Origin of the sequence: Rhizobium sp. N731 (assembly GCF_001664145.1) — a bacterium.
Lineage (GTDB): Bacteria > Pseudomonadota > Alphaproteobacteria > Rhizobiales > Rhizobiaceae > Rhizobium > Rhizobium esperanzae.
This window is the reverse complement of sequence record NZ_CP013602.1, coordinates 140,968-162,302: the sequence shown is the minus strand read 5'-3', so window position 1 is coordinate 162,302 and position 21,335 is coordinate 140,968. Positions and strand designations below refer to the sequence as shown.

Genomic DNA, 21,335 nt, shown 5'->3' with positions numbered 1-21,335 from the left:
TCATCCGGTCTTGGCTCTGATTGGCGAATTGGTGCGGACAAGCGCCATCAACATCGGTCCGATGGCAAATTCGCCTCTCTCGGCGCGGCGGGTCAGGTCACGGAGGTAACCGCCGGCGGAATTGATGTGCCCTGCCCTTTCAAGCACGCACGCTATTACGGTAGCCGCATTTTCAGGCCCCATGACCTCGCAGGCCTGTTCATAGGCCGAGGGGCTCACTCCCAGCATTGAACGCACGACGACAGCCGCCGCCATCAGATCGCGCCATGTGCCCACCGAACCCTGCGGCCCATAGGCGGTGATCTCTGGGCAGGCCTGCAGCACTAGGCCCAGCGGGAAGGATTTGAGCCCGCCGGCGGCAACCGAGGCCGAGCTTGCCGCCGGCACGGGCCGGCCCTTCCCTTCTTGTGTCGCTATTCTGGCCATCGGCTCGGCCAGACCTTCCGATTGGTCGTCCGCCGTTGCGCCCTGCTTCGTTTCGAAGCCTGGTTCAGATTCAGTAATGTAGTGTGGGTTTGAATTCTGTATGTGCCGCTCAGAATGTTGGGCATTGCCGCTTTGATCTGGAGCTTTAACCTGTATTTCCAACTGATTGATGATTTCTTCGCGCAATAGTTCCAGTTCGTCGAGTGCGGCGGCGATCTTCTCAGAGGATGGTGACCGCGGCAGCCGTTCGACAACGCCTCGAAAATGCAGGTGAACCCCGCTCCAATCACCAGAGGCCCCCTCTTCCACGGCCATCTCGATGAGCTTGGCGATGTCGCGCCGGCAAAGCGTCAGGCGTTCTTTGAGCCGCTGCAACTGCAATCGTTCGGCTGCCACCTCCGCCGCCAGCCGCTCGATCTCGTCCGCGCGCGCAAGCAGCGGCGCCAGCGAGAAGCCGAATGCCTCACGGATATCCCCGCCCTGCTCCTTGCGGGCGTAACGTTTGCCGTTCGGGCTGTCCTTGCGGATCAGCAATCCGGCCTCGATCAGCGCCGCCAGATGGCGACGGATCGTCTGCTCCGCCATTCCATGCGCGCGCAGAGAGAGCTGCGTGTTCGAAGGAAAAACAACCAACCCGCTGTCCTCAGAGAGTTCTCCCTTGGGATAAAAGCTCAGCAAGGCGTTCAGGATGGAAAGCGCGCGGTCGGTAATGCCGAGCAGCGGCCTGGCCTCGCACAGAGCGCGATAGAGTTTCCATTTATCAATCGATCGGCCCGGCTCGATTTTTCGAGCAGCGGCCTGACTTGCCAACATGCCAAACGTCATCGGCCGCCGCCCGAAGGGCGTCGTTACACTTCCGCTTTCCATTTTCTTCGCCTTCTTCAAGGCAAAAGATCACGGCTCACCAAATTCGGTGCCAAAGACTCTTGACTATGATTCGCGGAAATGTGATTCTCTGGGTGTCTAGATCAGAGAGGGCTTCCGCGACGGCAACGTTCGGGGGCCTTTTCTTTTGCTTATTGATCTCCGTTCTTCGTCAAATCCTGTGTCTTCTCGAACGCCTCGTAGAGACGATCCAGATTGCTGGCGATGTAGGCGCCAAAGGCAGATGCCTTCTCCGCCTTCAGCGCGATGGTGAACTGTTTTCCATCATCCTTGATCTTCGCTTTGACGGCTCCGTCCTGGCGCTGCCAGGCGTGCGCCACCGGCTGAATTGCGGCAGCGGGCGAAGCCGGTTGCTTCCTGCTGATGAAGGCGACGAGCATGTCGAAGCGGGCGTCCGGCTCCGCCGTCTCGAACTCCACCGATCTGGTGAACTCGATCGCCCGGGCGGCGATGTTTTCCGTCTCGAATTTCGCCGAAAGATCATGCCAGCGATCGCGGCCGGTCGTCTTGGCTGCGCCGATCGCGGCCAGGACTTCGGGCGGAATCCGCTTCGTGACCGACAGCATCTTGGACACTGTCGTCTTGTCGGCGCTGAGTGCCGACATGATCGTTTCCCGGTCGAAACCCAACGTATCGAGCTTGTCGGCAAACATCGTCCTCTCGATGAAGGACAGATCGGCGCGCGCCGAATTCTCCTGGCCCTGCGCAATGACATGGTCGCGGTCGTCGAGTCTCTTGACCACCGCCCGGACAGGTCGGCCGAGCTCCTTTGCCGCCCGGGCACGACGATGACCAAAAGCGATCTGATATCGCCCCTCTCTCTCGGGATGCGGGCGCACAAGGATCGGTGAATCCTGGCCGCGCAGGCGGATCGCCTCGACCAATTCCCGGAACTGTTCGTCCGTATGCGCCAGTCGGTCGGTCACGAAGGAATCTTCGATCAGCGCCGGGTCGAGATCGATCACCGTCTCGCCGCTCGCCAGCTGCTCTTCGATCGCCTTGGCGGCATCGGCCTTGGCGGCCAGGGCATCGATGCTGCGGGTGACCGCACCGAGCGCGCCAATCCCCTTATAGGTGATATGCTGCCTCTCGTCGCGATGGACCGGCTCATCCTCATTGTTTACCGCAGTAAACTTCTTGGAATCGTCCATCAGGCCCGACAGAAGATTTTTACGCGCCATCAACCAGCTCCTTGCCCCGGTTTACCGCAGTAAACTTCCCGCTCATTTCCGGCCCCATGCCTTGTGGATGAGATCGACGATTTCCGTGTTGACTGACTCCATCGCCTCCATGGCGCGGTCATAGGTCGCGCGGGTAAACTGACTTCGCTCGACTTCGTACAGCGTCTGGTTGGTCATCGCCGCATCGGAGATCGCGACGCTGCGCAGCATCGGGTTGGTGAGCACGTGGCTCTTGAACATCGAACGCATGAAAGCGACCATCTGCGTCTGCGGCCCGTCCTGCGGATCGTAACGGGTCACGAGGTAACGCAGCCAGTCGAGGTTCATGTTGCCGCCGGCTCCCTTCAGCGTGTTCAGCACTTCGCCAAGCATTTGCAGGAACTGGCACATCGACATGACATCGAGCATCTGCGGATGAACGGTGATCAGAACCGCCGTCGCACCGCAAATGGCGCTCATGGTCAAAAAGCCAAGCTGGGGAGGGCAGTCGATGATGACGACGTCGTAATCATCCGCGACCGAGGCCAGCGCCTCATCCAGCCGCGCGAAGAAGACGCGCCCATAATCACTCGCTTTGCCCTGAGCGAGGACCCGCGGCGTGTCGTGCTCGAATTCCATCAGCTCGAGATTGCCCGGCACAAGATGAAGGTTCGGGAAGTTGGTCGGCCGAATAATGTCCCGCAGCGGACGCCGCTGATCGTCATAGCGAATGGCGGCGTAGAGCGTCTCGTTTTCGTTGACGTCGAACTCCGGCTGAAAGCCGTGTATGGCAGAAAGAGACGCCTGCGGATCGAGATCGACGGCCAGGACGCGGTGACCGGTCAGAGCAAGATGCTGGGCAAGGTGCGCGGCACTCGTCGTCTTACCGCTGCCGCCTTTGAAGTTGACGACGGCGACGACCTGCAGATGTTCGTGGCCGCGGCGATGACGCATATAATGCGTTCCGGCACGCGCATTATGCTCAAGGAAGCCGCGCATCTCTTCCATCTGCTCCGCCGTATAGGACCGGCGGCCAGACGGGGTAACCTGGGGGAGGGCACCTTTGCCCTCGAGCGAGAGATTTCGAAGATAGCCGCTGGTCACGCCGAGAAACCGCGCCACTTCGGCCAGCTGAAATTCCCGCAGACCCTTCAGCGCGCGTGGAGGAAACATTTCCAGCCGATGCTGCTTCAGCTTGTCGGATAGTTCCTGCGCCTGACCGATGATCAGCTGGTCGACATCGGAAATTGCTTTTTCTATTTGCGGTGCCATATTCATGGAAATCTCGAAAATGCGATTTAAAAGCTCTACGCGCTTTGAAACCGCATTTAGCGCCGATTCTGGAAGCGTGGCAAGGCAAATAGGGTTAACAAGATCCTATCAAAAAAGGTTGTTCAATCTATTTCAAATGCTTGCGCAGGCCGCGCGTGTCGCCGGCCGTCCGGCAATCGCACATTCACAGGCCGAATCGGACGAGACCGGCTGGAAACAATGGCAGTATAATCCGAATCGTAATGTCGGGCGTGCAAAGCGCTTTGCGCCACGCCGCAGCTGCAAGGCAACGGTTCGCTGGCGTGCATTGAGCGGGGCGCGGCGGCAAGCCCCGGGTCTGGTCGATCAGCCGTAACTTGCCAGATCATTCGAGCCTGAGCTCACAGGAGAATTGCCCGCCTGGCCAGCTACTCCAGGGGCGGACGGGTGATATTCGCTATCGAAGGCAAATCCGGAGCGCTTTCCGCCTGCGCCATCGCTTTCACCAATGCGATGATCGTTTCACGAATATCGGGATCGGCAATCTTCAGAAAGGCGCGGTTAAGCACCAATCCCTCCTTCGTCCGCAGGAATTCAGCGACGGGGTCGGCATTGTCCGGCAGAGCCAATCCTTGCAGGCTCAATGGCTGGGATTCGTTCTGCTCGAAGAAGAAGCTCGGTGAGGTGTGAAGCACTTCCGCGATGCACTGCAAACGGCTCGCACCAATGCGGTTGATGCCTTTCTCGTATTTCTGAACCTGCTGAAAAGTCACGCCGATCTGCTCGGCAAGCCGCTCCTGGCTCATTCCAAGCAGCTGCCGGCGTGTTCTGATGCGCGCTCCGACGTAGCTGTCTATGGCATTCGGTGTCTTCACATTCATCGCGTGTTTTCAGCCTCGATCGGATTTCAATCGGCGCAGCTGTAGTACCCCCGTAAGCAGTTTTCCACGGTTGTTTTCATATAGTATAGCATACATGCGATGATCGCGGCTGACTGTGATATGAAAACCCCCATCCACACACGGCCAGCGACGCAAGAGCCGGTCGGGGATGGGCAAATCAAACAAAAGCCGTACCGATCCAGGCCAAACCGGGCTGGTGATCATTGCCCGGCCTGCGGTAAATATCTTTCAGCGACCGTCGCTCGATAGTCTCGCCAGCCCCGATCGCCCAAAATCCATCGAAAACGCCGCGGCACTGATCGTGCCTGTTCAGGAGGGATATTGATGGCAACCGTTGCCGAGCGCGCGCCCCGTTTCGAGAAGACAACGATGTCCATTCTGATGGCTGTCAGCTTCTGCCATATGCTGAACGACATCATGCAGTCGCTGCTCGCCTCGCTCTATCCACTGTTCAAGGCAAACTACGATCTCGATTTTGTCCAGATCGGCCTGCTGACCATGACGTTCCAGGTCACGGCGTCTCTGCTGCAGCCGGCCGTCGGCATCGTCACCGATCGCTGGCCGATGCCCTATTCGCTGCCGGTCGGCATGGCGAGTACCTTTTGCGGTCTCATTCTGCTCGGCAATGCCGGCAGTTTCGCGCTGCTGCTGGTCGCGGCAAGCCTGATCGGCTTTGGCTCGGCGGTCTTCCATCCGGAATCCTCGCGTGTTGCCCGTCTTGCTTCCGGCGGCCGTCACGGTTTCGCGCAGTCCTTTTTCCAGGTCGGCGGCAATGCCGGCCAGGCGATCGGTCCGCTGCTCGCAGCCTTCATCGTGCTGCCGCTCGGGCAACATAGCGTCTCCTGGTTTGCCGCCATCGCCATGATCGGCATGGTCGTGCTGAGCTGGGTGGGCAGCTGGTATATGAGCCACAGGCGTCAAAACGCCAGCAAACCGGCCGTCAGCCGAACTCTGCCGCTGCCGCAGAACCGGGTCGTCTGGGCGCTGCTGATCCTGGTGCTGCTGACGGCGACGAAGAATGTCTACATGGCGAGCGTGTCGAGCTACTTCACCTTCTATGTCATCGACAGGTTCGAACTCAGCGTGCAGCAGGCGCAGCTGATGCTGTTCCTGTTCCTCGGCTCGGTCGCCATCGGCACTTTCCTCGGCGGACCGATCGGCGATCGCTTCGGTGCCCGTTTCGTCATCTGGTTTTCGATCCTCGGCGTCATTCCCTTCGCGTTGCTGCTGCCCTATGCCGATCTTTTCTGGACAGGCGTGCTCAGCATCGTCATCGGCCTGGTCTTCGCGTCGGCCTTTTCCGCGATCGTCGTCTTCGCGCAGGAACTGGTGCCCGGTCGCGTCGGGCTGATCGCCGGTGTCTTTTTCGGCTTCGCATTCGGGGCAGGGGGGCTAGGAGCTGCGCTGCTCGGCGATTTCGCCGACACTCACGGCATCGCCTTCGTCTACCGCATCTGCTCCTACCTGCCGCTGCTCGGCCTGCTGACGATCTTGCTGCCCCGTATTCCGAAGCACAAACCGGTCTGAGACCATCCGTCACGAGTACGGTGTCTCGTCCGATCCCTGTCGCAGCGGTCGGAGAATTCCGTCGGCCTTAGGCCGCCGTCATAGAAAACGATGGCCTAAATCGACGGTTTCCTTTTTTAGAACATGCTCAAAAGCCGCAATTAATCCATAAATTTGATGGAAATTTATCCTGCCGGCATTGATGGCGGGGCAAGAGTTTTTCCGGCCTTTCCCCTACATCAGACATTCTTGCTTCGCTCGTGATCCAGCCATTTGCCATGATTGGCCTGCTCGAGGCGTTCGGCCTCATCCAGTCAGACGGGACATAAAATGACCAAGAACAAAAATCTTCACCGCTTCCACCTTTCGCGCCGCGCGGCTCTTGCGGCCGTCGCTGTTTCCGCGGCAACGCTTTTTGCCTTCGCAGCACCGGCACCTTCCTTTGCGGAGGACAAGTCGATCAAGGTCGGCATCATGGCCGGCGAGGATGAGGATGTATGGAGGGTGGTGACCAGCGAGGCGGCCAAGAAGGGCCTGACGATCGAAACCGTCATCTTCAACGATTACACGCAGCCGAACGAAGCGCTGGAGCGCGGCGAAATCGACGCGAATGCCTTCCAGCACCAGCCCTATCTCGACAATCAGATCCAGCAGCACGGCTATCACATCGTCCCCGTCGGCTACACCGGCGTCTGGCCGATCGGCCTCTATAGCAAGAAGCACAAGGCCGTCGCCGAGATTCCCGAAGGCGCCGTCATCGGCGTACCGAACGACCCCTCGAACGAAGGTCGGGCACTGCGGGTTCTCCAGAATGAAGGCCTGATCAAGCTGAAGGACGGCACCGGCATTCTTGCGACCGTTGCCGACGTCAGCGACAATCCGAAGAAGATCGAGATCAAGGAGCTCGATGCTGGCATCGTCGGCCGTTCGATCGACGATCTGGATGCCGGCGTCGTCAACACCGACTGGGCGCTGAAGAGCGGACTTTCTCCGGCCGAGCGCATTGCGCAGGAGCCGATCGCCGACAACCCGTACCGCAACTTCATCGCCGTCAAGGAAGAGAACAAGGATGCGGACTGGGTCAAGACGCTGGTATCTTCCTACCAGAACGACACCGTCAAGGCCGAGTTCGACAAGGTATACAAGGGGACGGGTCTCAGCGCCTATTGATCCAAAACTGGGCCGCAGTTAAGGCCTGCCGAAAGGCGGCCCGGGCGTTCCTGCCGGGGCCGCCTTCGGTATTTGCAGGGAAAAGTACATGAACTCCGTTGTTTCCAAGGCGGCGATCGAGCCGCGGCCGCAGGCGGCGGCCGAAGAGGTGGTGAGGCTTATCGACGTGAAGCGTCGGTTCGGGGCCACGCCGGCACTTGACGGTATTTCGCTGAGCGTGAATAGGGGCGAGATCCTTGGCATCATCGGCCGCAGCGGCGCCGGCAAGTCGACGCTGATCCGCTGCCTGAACGGGCTGGAGCGCGCTGACAGCGGCGAGATCCGCATAGAGGGCCGCGATATTACCGGGCTAGAAGAGCAGGAACTGCAGCCGCTGCGTCGCCGCATCGGCATGATCTTTCAGCACTTCAATCTGCTTTCCGCCAAGACGGTGGAGGACAATGTTGCGCTGCCGCTGAAGATCGAGGGTATTGCCAGGGCCGAGCGCCTGAGGCGGGCGCAGGAACTGCTCGAGCTCGTCGGTCTCGCCGACAAGGCGCAGGCCTATCCCTCATCGCTCTCCGGCGGCCAGAAACAACGCGTCGGCATCGCCCGGGCGCTGGCGGCGCGCCCGGCACTACTGCTGTCAGACGAGGCGACATCGGCCCTCGACCCTGAGACAACACGATCGATCCTGGCGCTGCTCAGGGATATCAACTGTAAGCTCGGACTGACCATTCTGCTGATCACGCATGAGATGGAAGTGGTGCGCGGCATTGCCGATCGCGTCGCGGTCATCGATGCCGGACGGATCGTCGAGGAGGGCCAGGTCTGGTCGGTCTTCGCCAATCCGCAGACTGACATCACCAGGAGCTTGCTTGGCGGCATCCGCCCGCAACTTCCCGATCATATTCTCGGCCGGCTGTCGGCGACGGCGGGCAGGGAAGTGATCCTCAGTGTCGATCTTGCCGGGCCGCAAGCGCAGGGCGCGCTGTTTGCAGAACTCTCGGCGACGCTGCCGCATTCCTTCCGCCTTGTCCATGGCGGCATCGATCATATCCAGAACCAGCCGGTGGCGCGGTTCTTCATCGCCGTTCCCGCGCGCGACCCCGCGCTCGCCGGAAAGGTCGAACAATTCCTGACGGCCCGGTCCGCCCGGGTGGAGGTGCTTGGTTATGACACCGATCATGCTTGAACTGCTTCTTCGCTCGCTTTGGGAAACGGTCCTGATGACCGTCGCCTCGGGAGTGATTTCGCTCGTCGCCGGCCTGCCGCTCGGCCTTGCCCTCGTCGTCACGGCGCGCGGCGGCATCGCCGAAAATCTCTGGATCAACCGCATGCTCGGCGCCGTCATCAACGGCTTCCGCTCGGTGCCATTCATCATCCTGCTGGTGGCGCTGATCCCGCTGACGCGGCTGATCGTCGGCACCGCGCTCGGCACCGGGGCCGCCATCGTGCCGCTCGCCATCGCCGCAACACCTTATTATGCGCGTATCGCCGAGGTGTCGTTGCGCGAGGTGGACCGCGGGCTGATCGATGCCGTACGCGCCATGGGCGGCAATCGCTGGACCATCATCCGCGAGGTGCTGGTGCCTGAAGCACTGCCGGGCATCGTCGCGGGCTTCACCGTCACGCTGGTGACGCTGATCGGCGCCTCGGCCATGGCGGGCGCGATCGGCGCCGGCGGCCTCGGCGACCTTGCCATCCGCTATGGCTATCAGCGCTTCGAAACCAATGTCATGATCGCAGTGGTCGCCGTCCTCGTCATCCTCGTCTGCGGCATCCAGTGGCTCGGCGACCGGCTGGTCACCAAGCTCGACCACAGATAGGTCAAAGTCGGAGGCTTGCGGCGGGCGAATGCCTTGCTGTGTTAATTGTCCTAAGGCTGTATCGCATCATCCACCTGTGAAGTGATAAGGTGGCGATGAAGCAGCCGGAGGAACGCATGACGAAGAAGACGCTGTCGGATTGGGCGGAGCTTGCGCAGAAGGAACTGCGCGCCTCACCCGAGACACTGACCTGGCACACGCCGGAAGGCATCGCAGTCAAGCCGCTTTATACCGCTGAGGACCTCGAAGGCGCCGCGCATCTCGGCTCGCTGCCCGGTTTTGCACCCTTTACCCGCGGACCGCGCGCGACGATGTATGCCGGCCGTCCCTGGACGATCCGCCAGTATGCCGGCTTCTCCACGGCAGAGGAATCGAACGCCTTTTATCGCCGCAATCTCGCTGCCGGCCAGAAGGGCCTGTCGGTCGCCTTCGATCTTGCCACCCATCGCGGTTATGACAGCGACCACCCTCGCGTCGAGGGCGATGTCGGCAAGGCAGGCGTCGCGATCGACAGCGTCGAGGACATGAAAATCCTGTTCGACGGCATTCCGCTTGGGGATATGTCGGTTTCAATGACCATGAACGGCGCCGTCATTCCGATCCTCGCTTCCTTCATTGTCGCCGGCGAAGAGCAGGGCGTGCCGAGGGCCGAGCTATCAGGAACCATCCAGAACGACATCCTTAAGGAGTTCATGGTCCGCAACACCTATATCTATCCGCCAGAACCTTCGATGCGGATTGTTGCCGACATCATCGACTATACGGCAAGGGAGATGCCGAAATTCAACTCGATCTCGATCTCCGGCTATCACATGCAGGAGGCCGGCGCGACGCTCACGCAGGAGCTTGCCTTCACGCTGGCCGACGGTCGCGAATATGTCAGGGCGGCGATCGCCAAGGGTCTCAACGTCGATGATTTCGCGGGAAGGCTCTCCTTCTTCTTTGCGATCGGCATGAATTTTTTCATGGAGGCAGCAAAGCTGCGCGCCGCCCGGCTGCTCTGGACCCGCATCATGGAGGAGTTCCAGCCGAAGAAGGCATCCTCGCTGATGCTGCGCACCCATTGCCAGACCTCCGGCGTCTCTCTGCAGGAGCAGGATCCCTACAACAACATCATCCGCACCGCTTTCGAGGCGATGTCGGCCGTGCTCGGCGGCACGCAGTCGCTGCACACCAATTCCTTCGACGAGGCGATCGCGCTGCCGACGGAGTTCTCCGCCCGCATCGCCCGCAATACCCAGCTGATCCTTCAGCATGAAACCGGCGTCACCAAAGTGGTCGATCCGCTGGCCGGCTCCTATTATGTCGAGAGCCTGACGAAGGAACTTGCCGACAACGCCTGGGCGCTGATCGAGGAGGTGGAAGCGCTCGGCGGCATGACGAAGGCTGTCAACGACGGTTTGCCGAAGCGGCTGATCGAAGAAGCGGCGGCGCGCCGCCAGGCCGCCGTCGACAAGGGCGACGAGGTCATCGTCGGGGTCAATCGCTACAGGCTCGACAACGAACAGCCGATCGACATTTTGGAGATCGACAACAGCGCGGTGCGCACCGCGCAGATCCGCCGCATCGAGGAGACGAAGCGGCGGCGCGACAGCGGCGCCGTGCGCGAAACGCTGGCCGCCCTGGCGGAAACCGCACGCAGCGGCAAAGGCAATCTGCTGGCCGCCGCCATCGAGGCGGCGCGGGCCCGTGCCACAGTCGGCGAGATATCGGATGCGATGCGCGCTGCTTTTGGTGATCATGCCGCGATACCTGATGTCATCAAAGGCGTCTATGGCGAAGCCTATGACAACGAGCCGGAACTTGCCGTCCTGAGGGAGCGTATGGCCGGGGTGACGGAAGCGATGGGATACCGGCCGAAAATCATGGTCGCCAAGCTCGGTCAGGACGGGCACGACCGGGGCGCCAAGGTGATCGCCTCGGCTTTCGGCGATATCGGCTTCGACGTGCTCGCCGGTCCGCTGTTTCAGACGCCTGACGAGGCTGTCGAGTTGGCGCTTGATCGAAAGGTCAATGTCGTCGGCGTCTCGTCCCTCGCCGCAGGCCACAGGACGCTGCTGCCGCAATTGGTCGAGAGGCTCAGGGAAAAGGGCGGTGACGATATCATCGTCGTCTGCGGCGGCGTCATTCCACGGCAGGACTATGAATTCCTCCATGAACACGGCGTTGCGGCCGTGTTCGGCCCGGGCACGAACGTTCTGGAAGCGGCAAACTCCGTTCTCGACCTGCTAGAGGGCAAACGGCGAAACCAATAGGTCATAAAATCTGCGCAATGCCGGACACAAATCCGCTGCGCACCTTGCTGCTTAGAGTAACCCACGCGTCGCAAGGTTGCGCATCAGCGCCGATATGCCGAACGTCCAGGGCGGGCATTCGGTGGAGAGGCGCACGGTATTGACGAGCGTGCCGAGCCCGGCCGAGGAAATCTCGACGACATCGCCGATCTTGTGCGTGAAGCCTTGCTTTGGCGCGTCGCGATCCTGCGTCGGCGCAAACAGCGTGCCGAGAAAGAGCATGAAACCATCGGGGTATTGATGGTGGGGGCCAAGCGTCTGTTTGACGAGATCGGTCGGGTCGCGGCTGATCTGCGACATCGAGCTCTTGCCATGCAGCACGAAGCCGTCCTGCCCGGTTACCTTTAGGTCGAGTTCGGCCCTGCGCACCTCGTCCAGCCCATAACCGGCATCGAACAGCCGGACGAACGGACCGATCGAGCAGGAGGCATTGTTGTCCTTGGCCTTGCCGAGCAAGAGTGCCGAGCGGCCTTCGACATCGCGAAGGTTGACGTCATTGCCGAGCGTCGCACCCTTGATCTCGCCGCGGCTGTTGACCGCGAGCACGATTTCCGGCTCCGGATTGTTCCAGGTCGAGATCGGATGCAGGCCGACATCGGCACCCCAGCCGACGGAAGAGAGCACCGGCGCCTTGGTGAAGACCTCGGCGTCGGGGCCGATGCCGACCTCAAGATACTGCGACCACATGCCCTCGTCGATCAGCGCCTGCTTGACCTTGGCGGCCTGCGGCGACCCGGCCTTGAGATTGGTGAGACTGCCGCCGATCAGCGCGCTGACGCGCTCGCGGATCGAAGCGGCGCGATCGGGATTGCCTGCCGCCTTCTCCTCGATGACGCGTTCGATCATCGACTGGGCAAAGGTGACGCCGCAGGCCTTGACCGCCTGTAGGTCGGCGGGCGCAAGGAGGTAGGGCCGTCCGGCATCCGGGGTTCCGGTGCTGTTGGCAGCGATCTCGTCAAACGAGCCGATCCCCTTGCCGGTTGCGGCACGGACGAAGCCGGCCGCATCCTCCTTTTCGAGCAAGGCGCTCAGCGTCGGCGCCTCGCGCGAGGTAATGTCGATCAGCATTCCCTCGCGTAGCGTCACGATGCTTGGGCCGGCGGCCTCAGGGTTCCAGACGCGGCCGACAAAAAGACCACCCGAAGCGGCGGCATCGAGAAGGGGATGAGACATGGTGATCCTCCGTCACAGGCAAGCGGCGAGCGCTCTTTGAAATTTTTCGAAGTCGTTGCCGCCCTCCAGCCCGGCGGCGGCCGAAATCGATCACATTCATGGAGACGGGGCAAGATATGCGTGGCAAAAAGACTTTCGCCCGATTGGATCGAAAGGCGGATCTCCAACCCTAAACATGCGGCAAAATAACTATTTAGATACAAAATAATCATTATTTTTCATGCATTTAATTTGGAGCCAGGGCGATTTCACCGCTCTTCTCGCCTTGACAGGAGTGAGCTTTCGTTATCTGTTTTGGCCGACATGGAGGATACCGGCTCGGCCGGTGCCAGGAAAATCCCGGGAGGATATTGCAGCGATGTTGAGATTTGCCGTCGTCGGAATCGACCATGGGCATACGTTCGATCACGTGAAGGGACTGCTCGCCGCAGGCGGCGAGTTCGTCGGCTATTGCCCGCAGACCTCCGTGCCGGCGTTGCGGGAAGCCTTTGAGAAGACCTATCCCGATGCACCGCAGATCGACCGGGAGAAACTGTTCGACGATCCCTCGATCGACGTCATCTGCATTTCCGCCATTCCGCGCGACCGCGCCGGGCTTGCCATCCGCGCGATGAAAGCGGGCAAGGACGTGATGACCGACAAGCCTGGCGTGACGACCTTTGCCCAGCTCGAAGAGGTCAAGCGCACCGTTGCCGAAACCGGCAAGATCTTCTCCATCTGCTTTTCCGAGCGCCACTGCGTGCGCTCCGCCGTCAAGGCCGGCAAGCTGGTAAAGGAAGGCGCGATCGGCAAGGTCATTCAGACGCTCGGCGTCGGTCCGCACCGGCTGCAGCTGCCGACGCGGCCCGATTGGTTCTTCGATCCGGAATATTTCGGCGGCATCATCGTCGACATCGCCTCGCACCAGGTCGATCAGTTCCTGTTCTATACCGGCTCGACCTCAGGCGAAGTCATCGCCAGCTCGATCGGTAATTTCGGAATGCCCGATAAACCTGCCTTCCAGGATTTCGGCGAGGTGCTGCTGCGCTCCGACAAGGCGGCGGGTTATGTCCGTGTCGACTGGTTCACGCCGGAGGCGCTGCCCACCTGGGGCGACGGCCGCCTCACCATCCTCGGCACCGAAGGTTATATCGAGCTGCGCAAATATATCGATATCGCCGGCCGGCCGGGCAAGGATCACCTCTTCCTCGTCAACGGCAAGGAGATGACCCATATCGATTGCAGCGGCGAGACACTCGATTATTTCGACGCGTTCACCGCCGATGTCGCAAACCGTACGCAAACGGCGATGACGCAGGATCACGTTTTCGAAGTCTGCCGCCTTTCGCTCGAAGCCCAGACGAAAGCCGCGCGCATCGGCGCTCGCTGAGGAGGATATCATGGCCAGAAAATTACGCGTCGGCGTTATCGGCGCTGGTATCGCCGCGCGGCATCTGACCGGCTTCGGCTGGAACAAGGAACTCTTCGAGGTTCCCGTACTTTGCTCGCTCGATGAGGATCGCGGCCGGGCGCTGTGCGATGAATTCGGCATAGCGGAATATACGCAGGATGCGGATTCGCTGTTTGCCCGGGACGATCTCGACATCATCGACATTTCGACGCCGCCGAGCTCGCATTTCGAGCTCTGCCGCAAAGGCATCGAATCCGGCAAGCACGTGATTTGTGAAAAGCCTCTGTTTGGCTCGATTGCCGAAGTCGACGAGATGGGCCGCATCCTCGCTCGCTTCCCCGGCCGAAAGCTGATGCCGATCTTTCAGTATCGCTACGGCTCCGGCCTGCAGAAGCTGAAACTGCTGATCGAGCAGGGACTCGCCGGCAAGCCCTTCCTGACGACGATCGAGACCCACTGGTGGCGCGGCCCGGATTATTACGCCGTGCCGTGGCGCGGCAAATGGGCGAGCGAACTCGGCGGCGGCCTTCTCGGCCACGCGATCCATGCCCATGATATGCTGAACTATGTGCACGGCCCTTGCGCCGAAGTGTTTTCCTATGGCGCGACGCTGGTCAATCCGATCGAGGTCGAGGATACGGCCGCCCTCTCGGTGAGAATGCAGAATGGTTCGCTGGCGACGCTGTCGATGACGCTCGGCTCGCGCAAAGAAATCTCGCGGCTACGCTTCTGCTTCAGCGATCTGGTCGCCGAAAGCATCCTCGAACCCTATACGATGGGCCGCGATCCCTGGGTCTTTACCGCCGGAACCGAAGAGCACCAGGCGCGGATCGATGCGGCGCTCGCCGCCTATGTGCCGGGCGAGGATGGTTATACCCGCCAGTTCGAGCTGTTCCATCGGGCGATCGTCGAAGACACGGATCCGCCGGTGACATTGCAGGACGCCCGCAATTCGCTGGAGTTGGTGACGGCCGCCTATTTCTCTCAGCGCACCGGCCAGCCGACGCCGATGCCGATTGCCGCCGATCATCCGCTCTATCGCTCATGGCTTCCGGAAGAACAGCGCAGGGCTGGCGGCCTCTGAACGATTCCGACCCCGAACGGTCAAACGGAGGATGCCGGGCGGCGCTCGGCATCTACTCTGAAACGCTTCTTGATCCGATCGACGGGCGTTCCGTCCAGAAGCGGAACCTGAATAAGCCGGTCATAGGGCTCGAAGCCCATCTTTGTGTAATAGGCAAGACCGCCGACATTATCGGCCCGAATGGTCGCATTGATGAATTCAAGCCCGAGTTCCTCGGCTGCTGCCAGCGTCGCCGGAAAAAGGGCGCGGCCCACGCCTGGTATCTTCGGGTTTACGCGGGCAAATGTTGCGATATCGGCATGACCTTTCGGCGGATCGCCATAGAGGCTCAATGACTGGAAGCCGGCAAGCGACCGATCATGCACCGCAACATGACAGATAAGGGGGAACTCGCCGTCGATGAACCAATCCGCGAATTCCGCAGCCGTCAACGGCGTCTCGAGCGCGGTTGTCCCCCCGGCCAGAATGATTTCGTTCAGGAGACTGCACAGCTCCTCCGCATCGGCGGATACTGCCTTTCGAATGTGCATATGGTTCTGACCCCGTTTTGACCCTCACGGTAGCGGCGACGCCCACAGAGCACAAGCGGCCGCCACGTCTGCTGCCGTCAACGCTGAAAGACTTCTATGAAATCCTTTTGCAATCCGAACTGAGAAAAGCACCCATGCTGAAATCCTTCGAACATGTCGGCATGACGGTCAGCGACATGGACCGGTCCGTCGATTTCTACTGCGGTCTGGTCGGCCTGCGCCTGCATCTGCGCAAGAGGATGGCCGATGGTGCCGAGATCGCCTTTCTCGACGCCGGCGGCGGTATGCTGGAAATTTTCGCACCGGCGGGAGGCGCGGCAAGGGCGGTCGATGTGCCCGAGGGCACGGCCGGTCTGCGCCACCTGACCTTCCTGTTCGAAGATGTCGAGGAGACCTTCACCCGTCTGCAAAAGGCCGGCGTCGAGGTCAAGGAACGGCCGCGCCTGGCAATCAACGCCGAGGTCCTGCACAAGGTCGCCTTCGTGCGCGATCCCGATGGCATCCAGATTGAGCTCGCTGAAAAAAGATGAGCCCTCAGCCGCGTATGGCGGGTGATGAGGCGGAACATGCGTTAATTGCGGAAGGCGCCGGCGGGCATCGTCGTCACCAGCCGGATGTCGCGGCGGAAATCGGACGGCGACATCCCGGCGATGTGGCGGAAGGATTTGTTGAAGGCGCTGATCGAGCCGAAGCCGCTGTCCATTGCCACCTGCAGAACGTTGGCGCCTTCGCTCATCAGCATCGCCTGGGCGCGAGACAGCCTGAGCAGCGTCACATATTTGCTGAGCGTCATGCCGGTCGATCGCTTGAAAAGATTCATGGCATATTTCGGATGCAGATCGGCGGCGCGGGCGATATCGACCGAATCGATGTCCTGCAGGAAATTGGCGGCGATGAAATCGCAAATGCGCGCGACGCTGCGCGAGGAGTTGGGATGAAGCTGATCGCCTTCCAGGCTGGCGGTCGTCTTCGATGTCGTCATCGAATAGGGTTCGAATGCGATACGCTCGATGCGCAGCAGCAGCTCGTCGACGGCGTGCTGAGCCTTGGCGGCGTCGCCTGAGTTGGCATAGCGGAACCAACGGGCGAAGTTGTCGATGTCGGCCGCATCCGTTGCCGAGGTCAGCAGCGTCTCGCCCTTCATCAGCCGGCTTGAAATGCTGATGGGCAGGCGCAGCCGAAAGAAATAGACGAGCGGCAGATGAGCGCCAGCATAGAGCGAATCATCCGAGGATTCGTCCATCTGATGCGGCTGCCCGCCCCAGAACAGGCACATTTCCCCAGCGTTCAGCCGGAATTCGTGGTCGCTCATGCGGTAATGCACGCTGCCGCGCATCACATAATTGACTTCGACCTGCGCATGCCAGTGCGGCATGACCATGACAGGCGGATGGGCGTGGAACATCTGCAGCGCCGTCGGCGAACCCTCAATGCTGCTTGCGCCGGGCTGATAGATTGCGCGCGTGCTGACCTTACTTTCCGCCAAATCCATATTCCCTTTTTAGGAGACAGCCGCTCCCTTGCGGATAGTCTAACCGCGTTCGTGAAAGATCGGCAATTGAAAAGGGAGGATTTTCAATGCGCTTCAAACTTCTCGCTGCGACCGCAGCTCTTGCACTGCTTGCTTCCGGCTCCGCCTTCGCTGAGTCGGCCAATCTCACCATCTGGAGCTGGAATGTCGCCGCATCGGCGTTGAAATCCACGCTTCCCGGCTTCAACAAACAGTTCCCCGATATCAAGGTCACCGTCGAAGACCTTGGCAACAGCCAGGTCTTCGACAAGACGCTCGCGGCCTGCGCTGCCGGCGGCGACGGCTTGCCCGACATTGTCAGCATCGAGAATTTCGAGGCTGAAATCTTCTGGAGCCGTTTCCCGGACTGCTTCGCCAATCTGAAGGAGCTCGGCTACACGGCCGATATCCAGGCGAAGTTCCCCGACTTCAAGCGCACCGAACTTGAGGTCGGCGATGTCGCCTACGCCATGCCGTGGGATTCCGGTCCCGTCGCCGTCTTCTACCGCCGCGACATGTACGAAAAGGCCGGCGTCGATCCGAGCACGATCAGCACCTGGGACGATTTCATCGCCGCCGGCAAGAAGATTTCTGCCGCCAATCCCGGCGTCGTCATGGCGCAGGCGGATTTCAACGGCGACAGCGAATGGTTCCGCATGATCGCCAACGAGCAGGGCTGCGGCTATTTCTCGACCGACGGCCAGAACATCACCATCAATCAGCCGGCCTGCGTCGCCGCGCTGCAAAAGGTGAAGGAGATGAAGGATGCCGGCACGCTGACGGCGGCCAACTGGGACGAGAAGATCCAGGCCAATACCGCCGGCAAGGCCGCAAGCCAGCTCTATGGCGGCTGGTATGAGGGCACCGTGCGCTCGACCTCGCCTGACCTCAAGGGCAAGTGGGGCGTTTACAGAATGCCGAGCCTGACAGCCGATGGTCCCCATGCCGCCAACCTCGGCGGTTCCTCGCTCGCCATTTCGGCAACTTCCGCAAACAAGGAAGCCGCCTGGAAATTCGTCAATTACGCCCTCGGTACGAATGAAGGGCAGGTCACCATGCTGAAGGAATTCGGTCTGGTGCCGTCGCTGCTTTCTGCCGAAAAGGATCCTTTCGTCAACGAGGCGCAGCCCTATTGGGGCGGCCAGAAAGTCTGGGCCGACATCCTCGCGACACTGCCGAAGATCGTGCCGAGCCGCGGCACCGCCTTCCAGAGTGATGCCGAAGGCATCTTCAAGGCAACGCAGGCGAAATTCTTCGCCGGCGGCTACCCCGACGCGAAAGCGGCTCTCGACGATGCCGCCAAACAGATCGCTTCCGCAACCGGACTTCCGATCGCGCAATGAATGACGATGCCGGGCGCTTCTCGCGCCCGGCATTTCACCCGCCTGCAGCGCGGTCCGTCATTCGTTCGTGAGGAGGAGGCTCGATGCCGTTCAGAACCCGGAGCGCCTATGCGTTCCTCGCCCCCTATCTGCTTGTTTTCGCCACCTTCTGGGTCTGGCCGATCATCGACTCGTTCCTGATTTCCTTTCAGAACACCCGCATCAATCCGTGGAAATACAGTTTCCAGGCCAACTGGGGCCGGCTCTTCTACGACCCCGCCTTTTATAACGCTCTGTACAACACGCTGATCATCCTGGTGATCCAGGTGCCTGTGATGATCGCGCTCGCCACCGTCATGGCCGTGCTGCTCAATTCGCCGCTCCTGAAAGCGCGCCCGCTTTTCCGTTTCGCCTTCTTTGCCCCCGTCGTCGTCGGCGAGGTCGCTTATGCGGCCGTGTTCCGGCTGATGTTCAGCCTCGATTTCGGCATCATCAACAAGATGATTTCAGCGGTCGGCTTCAGTCCGATCTCCTGGTTCGACAACGCCAATGCTGCGATGGGCGTGATCATCCTCGCCGTCACATGGCGCTGGGCCGGCTATAACGCCATCATCATCCTGGCCGGCCTGCAGGCCATCCCCGACGATGTCTACGAGGCCGCGACGCTCGACCGGGTGAACAAGACACAACAATTCTTCCACATCACCCTGCCGCTCTTGAAACCGATCATCCTCTTCTGTGTGGTGCTCTCGGTGATCGGCACCATGCAGCTCTTTACCGAGCCCTTCCTCATCACCAATCGCGGTGGTCCGGGCGGCGGCACGGAGACACTCGGCCTCTTCCTCTACCGCCAAGGTTTTACCTCGCTGAACTTCGGCTATGCCTCGGCGATCGCCTATACGATGGCCGCTCTGGCCGTGGTGATCTCCCTTTTCAATCTCTGGATCGGGAGGGACCCGAAATGAGATCCAAGTCGCAATCCCTTCTCATCCGTCAGATCGCGCTGCACGCTGCGCTGGCGCCGCTGGCGCTAATCTGGCTGTTTCCGCTGTGGATGATGTTCGTCTTCTCGACAATGCCCGACAACGGCATCTTCAATCCCGAGATCGTGCTGTGGCCATCGACCAACTTCGTCGAGAATTTCAAAAATCTGCAGGCCGATACCGATTTCGTCGGCGCAATGGTGATCTCCATCGGCGTGGCGCTTATCTATACCGTGCTCTCGGTGATGCTGACGTCGATGGCCGGCTGGGCGCTGGCACGTTACCGTTTCGTCGGCCGCTCCGTCGTCATCGCCATCATCCTCGGCACGATCACGCTGCCGTTCTCCGTGGTGGTCATCCCGCAATTCATCATGGTGGCGCGCGAGTTCAAGCTGGCAAATACCTGGGTGGCACTGATCGTGCCGCCGCTCTTCAATTCCCTCGGAGTCTTATTCATGCGCCAGTCCTTCTCGATGATGCCGGGCGAGCTCTTCGATGCGGCCCGCGTTGAAGGCGTCAAGGAATGGCAGATCTTCCTGCGCATCGCCCTGCCGCTGGCGCGCCCGACCATGGCGGCATTGGCGATCATTCTCTTCCTGCATTCGTGGAACAATTACCTCTGGCCGCTGCTCATCAATTCCAGACCGGGGATGATGACGGCGCCGGTGGCCCTGGGAACGCTGATCGGCCTCACCAAGGTATCCTGGGGCGGCATCATGGCCGGCGCGGTGCTGCTGACGGCGCCGATTCTCGTCGTCTTCGTGGCGCTCCAGCGCCATTTCATCGCCGGCATCGCGGCCGGCGCAATCAAGTAATCGGGGAAGCCGAATGGCAGAGCTTTCATTGACCAACATCGTCAAACGCTTCGGCGGCTTTGAGATCATCCATGGCGCCAATCTGGAGGTGAAGGACGGCGAATTCGTCGTCTTCGTCGGCCCTTCCGGCTGTGGCAAGTCCACGCTGCTGAGGATGATCGCCGGCTTGGAGGATATTACATCGGGCGAGCTTCGGATCGGAGGCAAGGTCGTCAACGACGTCGAGCCGGCCGATCGCGGCATCGCCATGGTCTTCCAGTCCTATGCGCTCTATCCGCACCTGACGGTCGAGGAAAACTTGAGCTTCGGCTTGCGCATGAACGGCAACCCGAAGGCCGATACCGAGCGGCGCGTGAGCCATGTCGCCGATATCCTGCAGATCACCGAACTGATGAAGCGGCGGCCGAAGCAGCTTTCCGGCGGCCAGCGCCAGCGCGTCGCGATCGGCCGCGCGATCGTGCGTGAACCCGAGGTCTTCCTGTTCGACGAGCCTTTGTCGAACCTCGACGCGGAACTGCGCGTGCAGATGCGTGTCGAGATCTCGAGGCTGCACAAGCAGCTCGGCACGACGATGATCTACGTCACTCACGACCAGACGGAAGCGATGACGCTGGCCGATAGGATCGTTGTGCTGCGCGCCGGCAATATCGAACAGATCGGCGCGCCGCTCGATCTCTACGACGATCCCGCCAACCAGTTCGTCGCCGGCTTCGTCGGCTCGCCGAAGATGAATTTCCTGACAGCCGTGGTGGTCGAAGCGCAGCCGGGCAGGGCGGTGATCGCGCTGGAAAGCAACCCGGAGACGCGACTGCCGCTGCCCATCGCCGAACCGGTCGAAGCCGGCACCAAGGTGACGCTCGGCATCCGTCCCGAACATTTCGCCGATGCAGGGGCGGGCGATGCCGATCTCACAGTCGCCATCGACGTCGCCGAGCATCTCGGCAATACCAGCTACATCTATGCCGCCATCGGCAGCGAGCAGCTGATCATCGAGCGGCCGGAATCGCGCACCGCGGGCAATCGCGAGACGCTGACCTTCGGCCTTCCCGCACGCCACACATTCCTTTTCGACGGCGCCGGTAAACGGCTTCGCTAAACCCCTCCCAAGGCAGAAAGACGAAAGAGG

Annotated in this window: 21 protein-coding genes; 14 read left to right on the top strand and 7 right to left on the bottom strand. The window is 60.8% G+C overall.

The genetic code is table 11. The annotated features are described in order from the left end of the window. The 3 genes from repC to repA all read right to left on the bottom strand — a co-directional run bounded on the left by repC (position 1) and on the right by repA (position 3,749). On the bottom strand, positions 1-1,293 hold the full coding sequence (gene repC, locus AMK02_RS21700) for a plasmid replication protein RepC (RefSeq protein WP_064806649.1): 1,293 nt from the start codon (positions 1,291-1,293) through the stop codon (positions 1-3). Positions 1,294-1,442: 149 nt separating this feature from the next. Beyond that, positions 1,443-2,492 (bottom strand): plasmid partitioning protein RepB, encoded by a 1,050-nt coding sequence (gene repB / locus AMK02_RS21695; RefSeq protein ID WP_064806647.1) that lies wholly within the window; start codon positions 2,490-2,492, stop codon positions 1,443-1,445. Between the two features lie 42 nt (positions 2,493-2,534). Next, positions 2,535-3,749: a plasmid partitioning protein RepA gene (gene repA, locus AMK02_RS21690; protein WP_064806645.1), complete on the bottom strand. Its 1,215-nt coding sequence runs from the start codon at positions 3,747-3,749 to the stop codon at positions 2,535-2,537. On the opposite strand from repA, the gene AMK02_RS31325 reads away from it, so the two are divergent. Further along, positions 3,748-4,098, top strand: a complete 351-nt coding sequence (locus tag AMK02_RS31325; RefSeq protein WP_145924247.1) for a hypothetical protein — start codon at positions 3,748-3,750, stop codon at positions 4,096-4,098. The genes repA and AMK02_RS31325 overlap by 2 nt on opposite strands. Before the next feature lie 52 nt (positions 4,099-4,150). Here the strand turns inward: AMK02_RS31325 and AMK02_RS21680 are convergent, their stop codons facing one another. After that, positions 4,151-4,603 (bottom strand): helix-turn-helix domain-containing protein, encoded by a 453-nt coding sequence (locus AMK02_RS21680; RefSeq protein WP_064806641.1) that lies wholly within the window; start codon positions 4,601-4,603, stop codon positions 4,151-4,153. 169 nt (positions 4,604-4,772) lie between these two features. Here AMK02_RS21680 and AMK02_RS31835 point away from each other — a divergent pair, with 169 nt between their 5' ends. The 6 genes from AMK02_RS31835 (at position 4,773) to scpA (ending at position 11,363) form a co-directional block, all read left to right on the top strand. Next, the gene (locus AMK02_RS31835; protein WP_164517817.1) at positions 4,773-4,949 is read left to right on the top strand and encodes a hypothetical protein; all 177 of its coding nucleotides are present in this window, start codon (positions 4,773-4,775) and stop codon (positions 4,947-4,949) included. Beyond that, positions 4,949-6,151, top strand: coding sequence for an MFS transporter (locus AMK02_RS21675; RefSeq protein ID WP_064806640.1), 1,203 nt, complete (start codon positions 4,949-4,951; stop codon positions 6,149-6,151). Before AMK02_RS31835 ends, AMK02_RS21675 begins: the two co-directional genes overlap by 1 nt. A gap of 309 nt (positions 6,152-6,460) precedes the next feature. After that, positions 6,461-7,300 carry a MetQ/NlpA family lipoprotein gene (locus AMK02_RS21670; protein ID WP_064806638.1) on the top strand — a complete coding sequence of 280 codons (840 nt, stop codon included), beginning with the start codon at positions 6,461-6,463 and terminating at the stop codon, positions 7,298-7,300. Positions 7,301-7,388: 88 nt separating this feature from the next. Then, positions 7,389-8,474 (top strand): methionine ABC transporter ATP-binding protein, encoded by a 1,086-nt coding sequence (locus tag AMK02_RS21665; protein WP_064806636.1) that lies wholly within the window; start codon positions 7,389-7,391, stop codon positions 8,472-8,474. Continuing rightward, positions 8,455-9,108 (top strand): methionine ABC transporter permease, encoded by a 654-nt coding sequence (locus AMK02_RS21660; protein ID WP_064806634.1) that lies wholly within the window; start codon positions 8,455-8,457, stop codon positions 9,106-9,108. The genes AMK02_RS21665 and AMK02_RS21660 overlap by 20 nt, the downstream gene beginning before the upstream one ends. A gap of 116 nt (positions 9,109-9,224) precedes the next feature. Beyond that, positions 9,225-11,363: a methylmalonyl-CoA mutase gene (gene scpA / locus AMK02_RS21655; RefSeq protein WP_064806667.1), complete on the top strand. Its 2,139-nt coding sequence runs from the start codon at positions 9,225-9,227 to the stop codon at positions 11,361-11,363. Positions 11,364-11,414: 51 nt separating this feature from the next. Here scpA and AMK02_RS21650 read toward each other — a convergent pair whose 3' ends face one another. Then, positions 11,415-12,575 carry a fumarylacetoacetate hydrolase family protein gene (locus tag AMK02_RS21650; RefSeq protein ID WP_064806632.1) on the bottom strand — a complete coding sequence of 387 codons (1,161 nt, stop codon included), beginning with the start codon at positions 12,573-12,575 and terminating at the stop codon, positions 11,415-11,417. 358 nt (positions 12,576-12,933) lie between these two features. Between AMK02_RS21650 and AMK02_RS21645 the strand changes: the two genes are divergently transcribed. Together AMK02_RS21645 and AMK02_RS21640 are read left to right on the top strand one after the other, a co-directional pair. Further along, positions 12,934-13,944 carry a Gfo/Idh/MocA family protein gene (locus AMK02_RS21645; RefSeq protein ID WP_064806630.1) on the top strand — a complete coding sequence of 337 codons (1,011 nt, stop codon included), beginning with the start codon at positions 12,934-12,936 and terminating at the stop codon, positions 13,942-13,944. Positions 13,945-13,954: 10 nt separating this feature from the next. Further along, positions 13,955-15,049, top strand: a complete 1,095-nt coding sequence (locus AMK02_RS21640; RefSeq protein WP_064806628.1) for a Gfo/Idh/MocA family protein — start codon at positions 13,955-13,957, stop codon at positions 15,047-15,049. Positions 15,050-15,069: 20 nt separating this feature from the next. On the opposite strand, the gene AMK02_RS21635 is transcribed toward AMK02_RS21640, so the two are convergent. Then, positions 15,070-15,579, bottom strand: coding sequence for a GNAT family N-acetyltransferase (locus AMK02_RS21635; RefSeq protein WP_064806626.1), 510 nt, complete (start codon positions 15,577-15,579; stop codon positions 15,070-15,072). Positions 15,580-15,713: 134 nt separating this feature from the next. On the opposite strand from AMK02_RS21635, the gene AMK02_RS21630 reads away from it, so the two are divergent. Beyond that, positions 15,714-16,109: a VOC family protein gene (locus tag AMK02_RS21630; protein ID WP_064806624.1), complete on the top strand. Its 396-nt coding sequence runs from the start codon at positions 15,714-15,716 to the stop codon at positions 16,107-16,109. A 41-nt stretch (positions 16,110-16,150) separates the two neighbouring features. Here the strand turns inward: AMK02_RS21630 and AMK02_RS21625 are convergent, their stop codons facing one another. Next, positions 16,151-17,071, bottom strand: coding sequence for a helix-turn-helix domain-containing protein (locus AMK02_RS21625; protein ID WP_064806623.1), 921 nt, complete (start codon positions 17,069-17,071; stop codon positions 16,151-16,153). A gap of 86 nt (positions 17,072-17,157) precedes the next feature. Here AMK02_RS21625 and AMK02_RS21620 point away from each other — a divergent pair, with 86 nt between their 5' ends. From AMK02_RS21620 to AMK02_RS21605, 4 genes are all read left to right on the top strand, one after another. Then, the gene (locus AMK02_RS21620) at positions 17,158-18,432 is read left to right on the top strand and encodes an extracellular solute-binding protein (protein ID WP_064806621.1); all 1,275 of its coding nucleotides are present in this window, start codon (positions 17,158-17,160) and stop codon (positions 18,430-18,432) included. A gap of 83 nt (positions 18,433-18,515) precedes the next feature. Continuing rightward, entirely contained in the window at positions 18,516-19,376 is an 861-nt protein-coding gene (locus tag AMK02_RS21615; RefSeq protein WP_064806620.1) for a carbohydrate ABC transporter permease, read from the top strand. After that, positions 19,373-20,209, top strand: coding sequence for a carbohydrate ABC transporter permease (locus tag AMK02_RS21610; protein WP_064806618.1), 837 nt, complete (start codon positions 19,373-19,375; stop codon positions 20,207-20,209). The genes AMK02_RS21615 and AMK02_RS21610 overlap by 4 nt, the downstream gene beginning before the upstream one ends. 13 nt (positions 20,210-20,222) lie before the next feature. Continuing rightward, entirely contained in the window at positions 20,223-21,305 is a 1,083-nt protein-coding gene (locus AMK02_RS21605; RefSeq protein WP_064806616.1) for an ABC transporter ATP-binding protein, read from the top strand. Positions 21,306-21,335 lie beyond the last annotated feature (30 nt).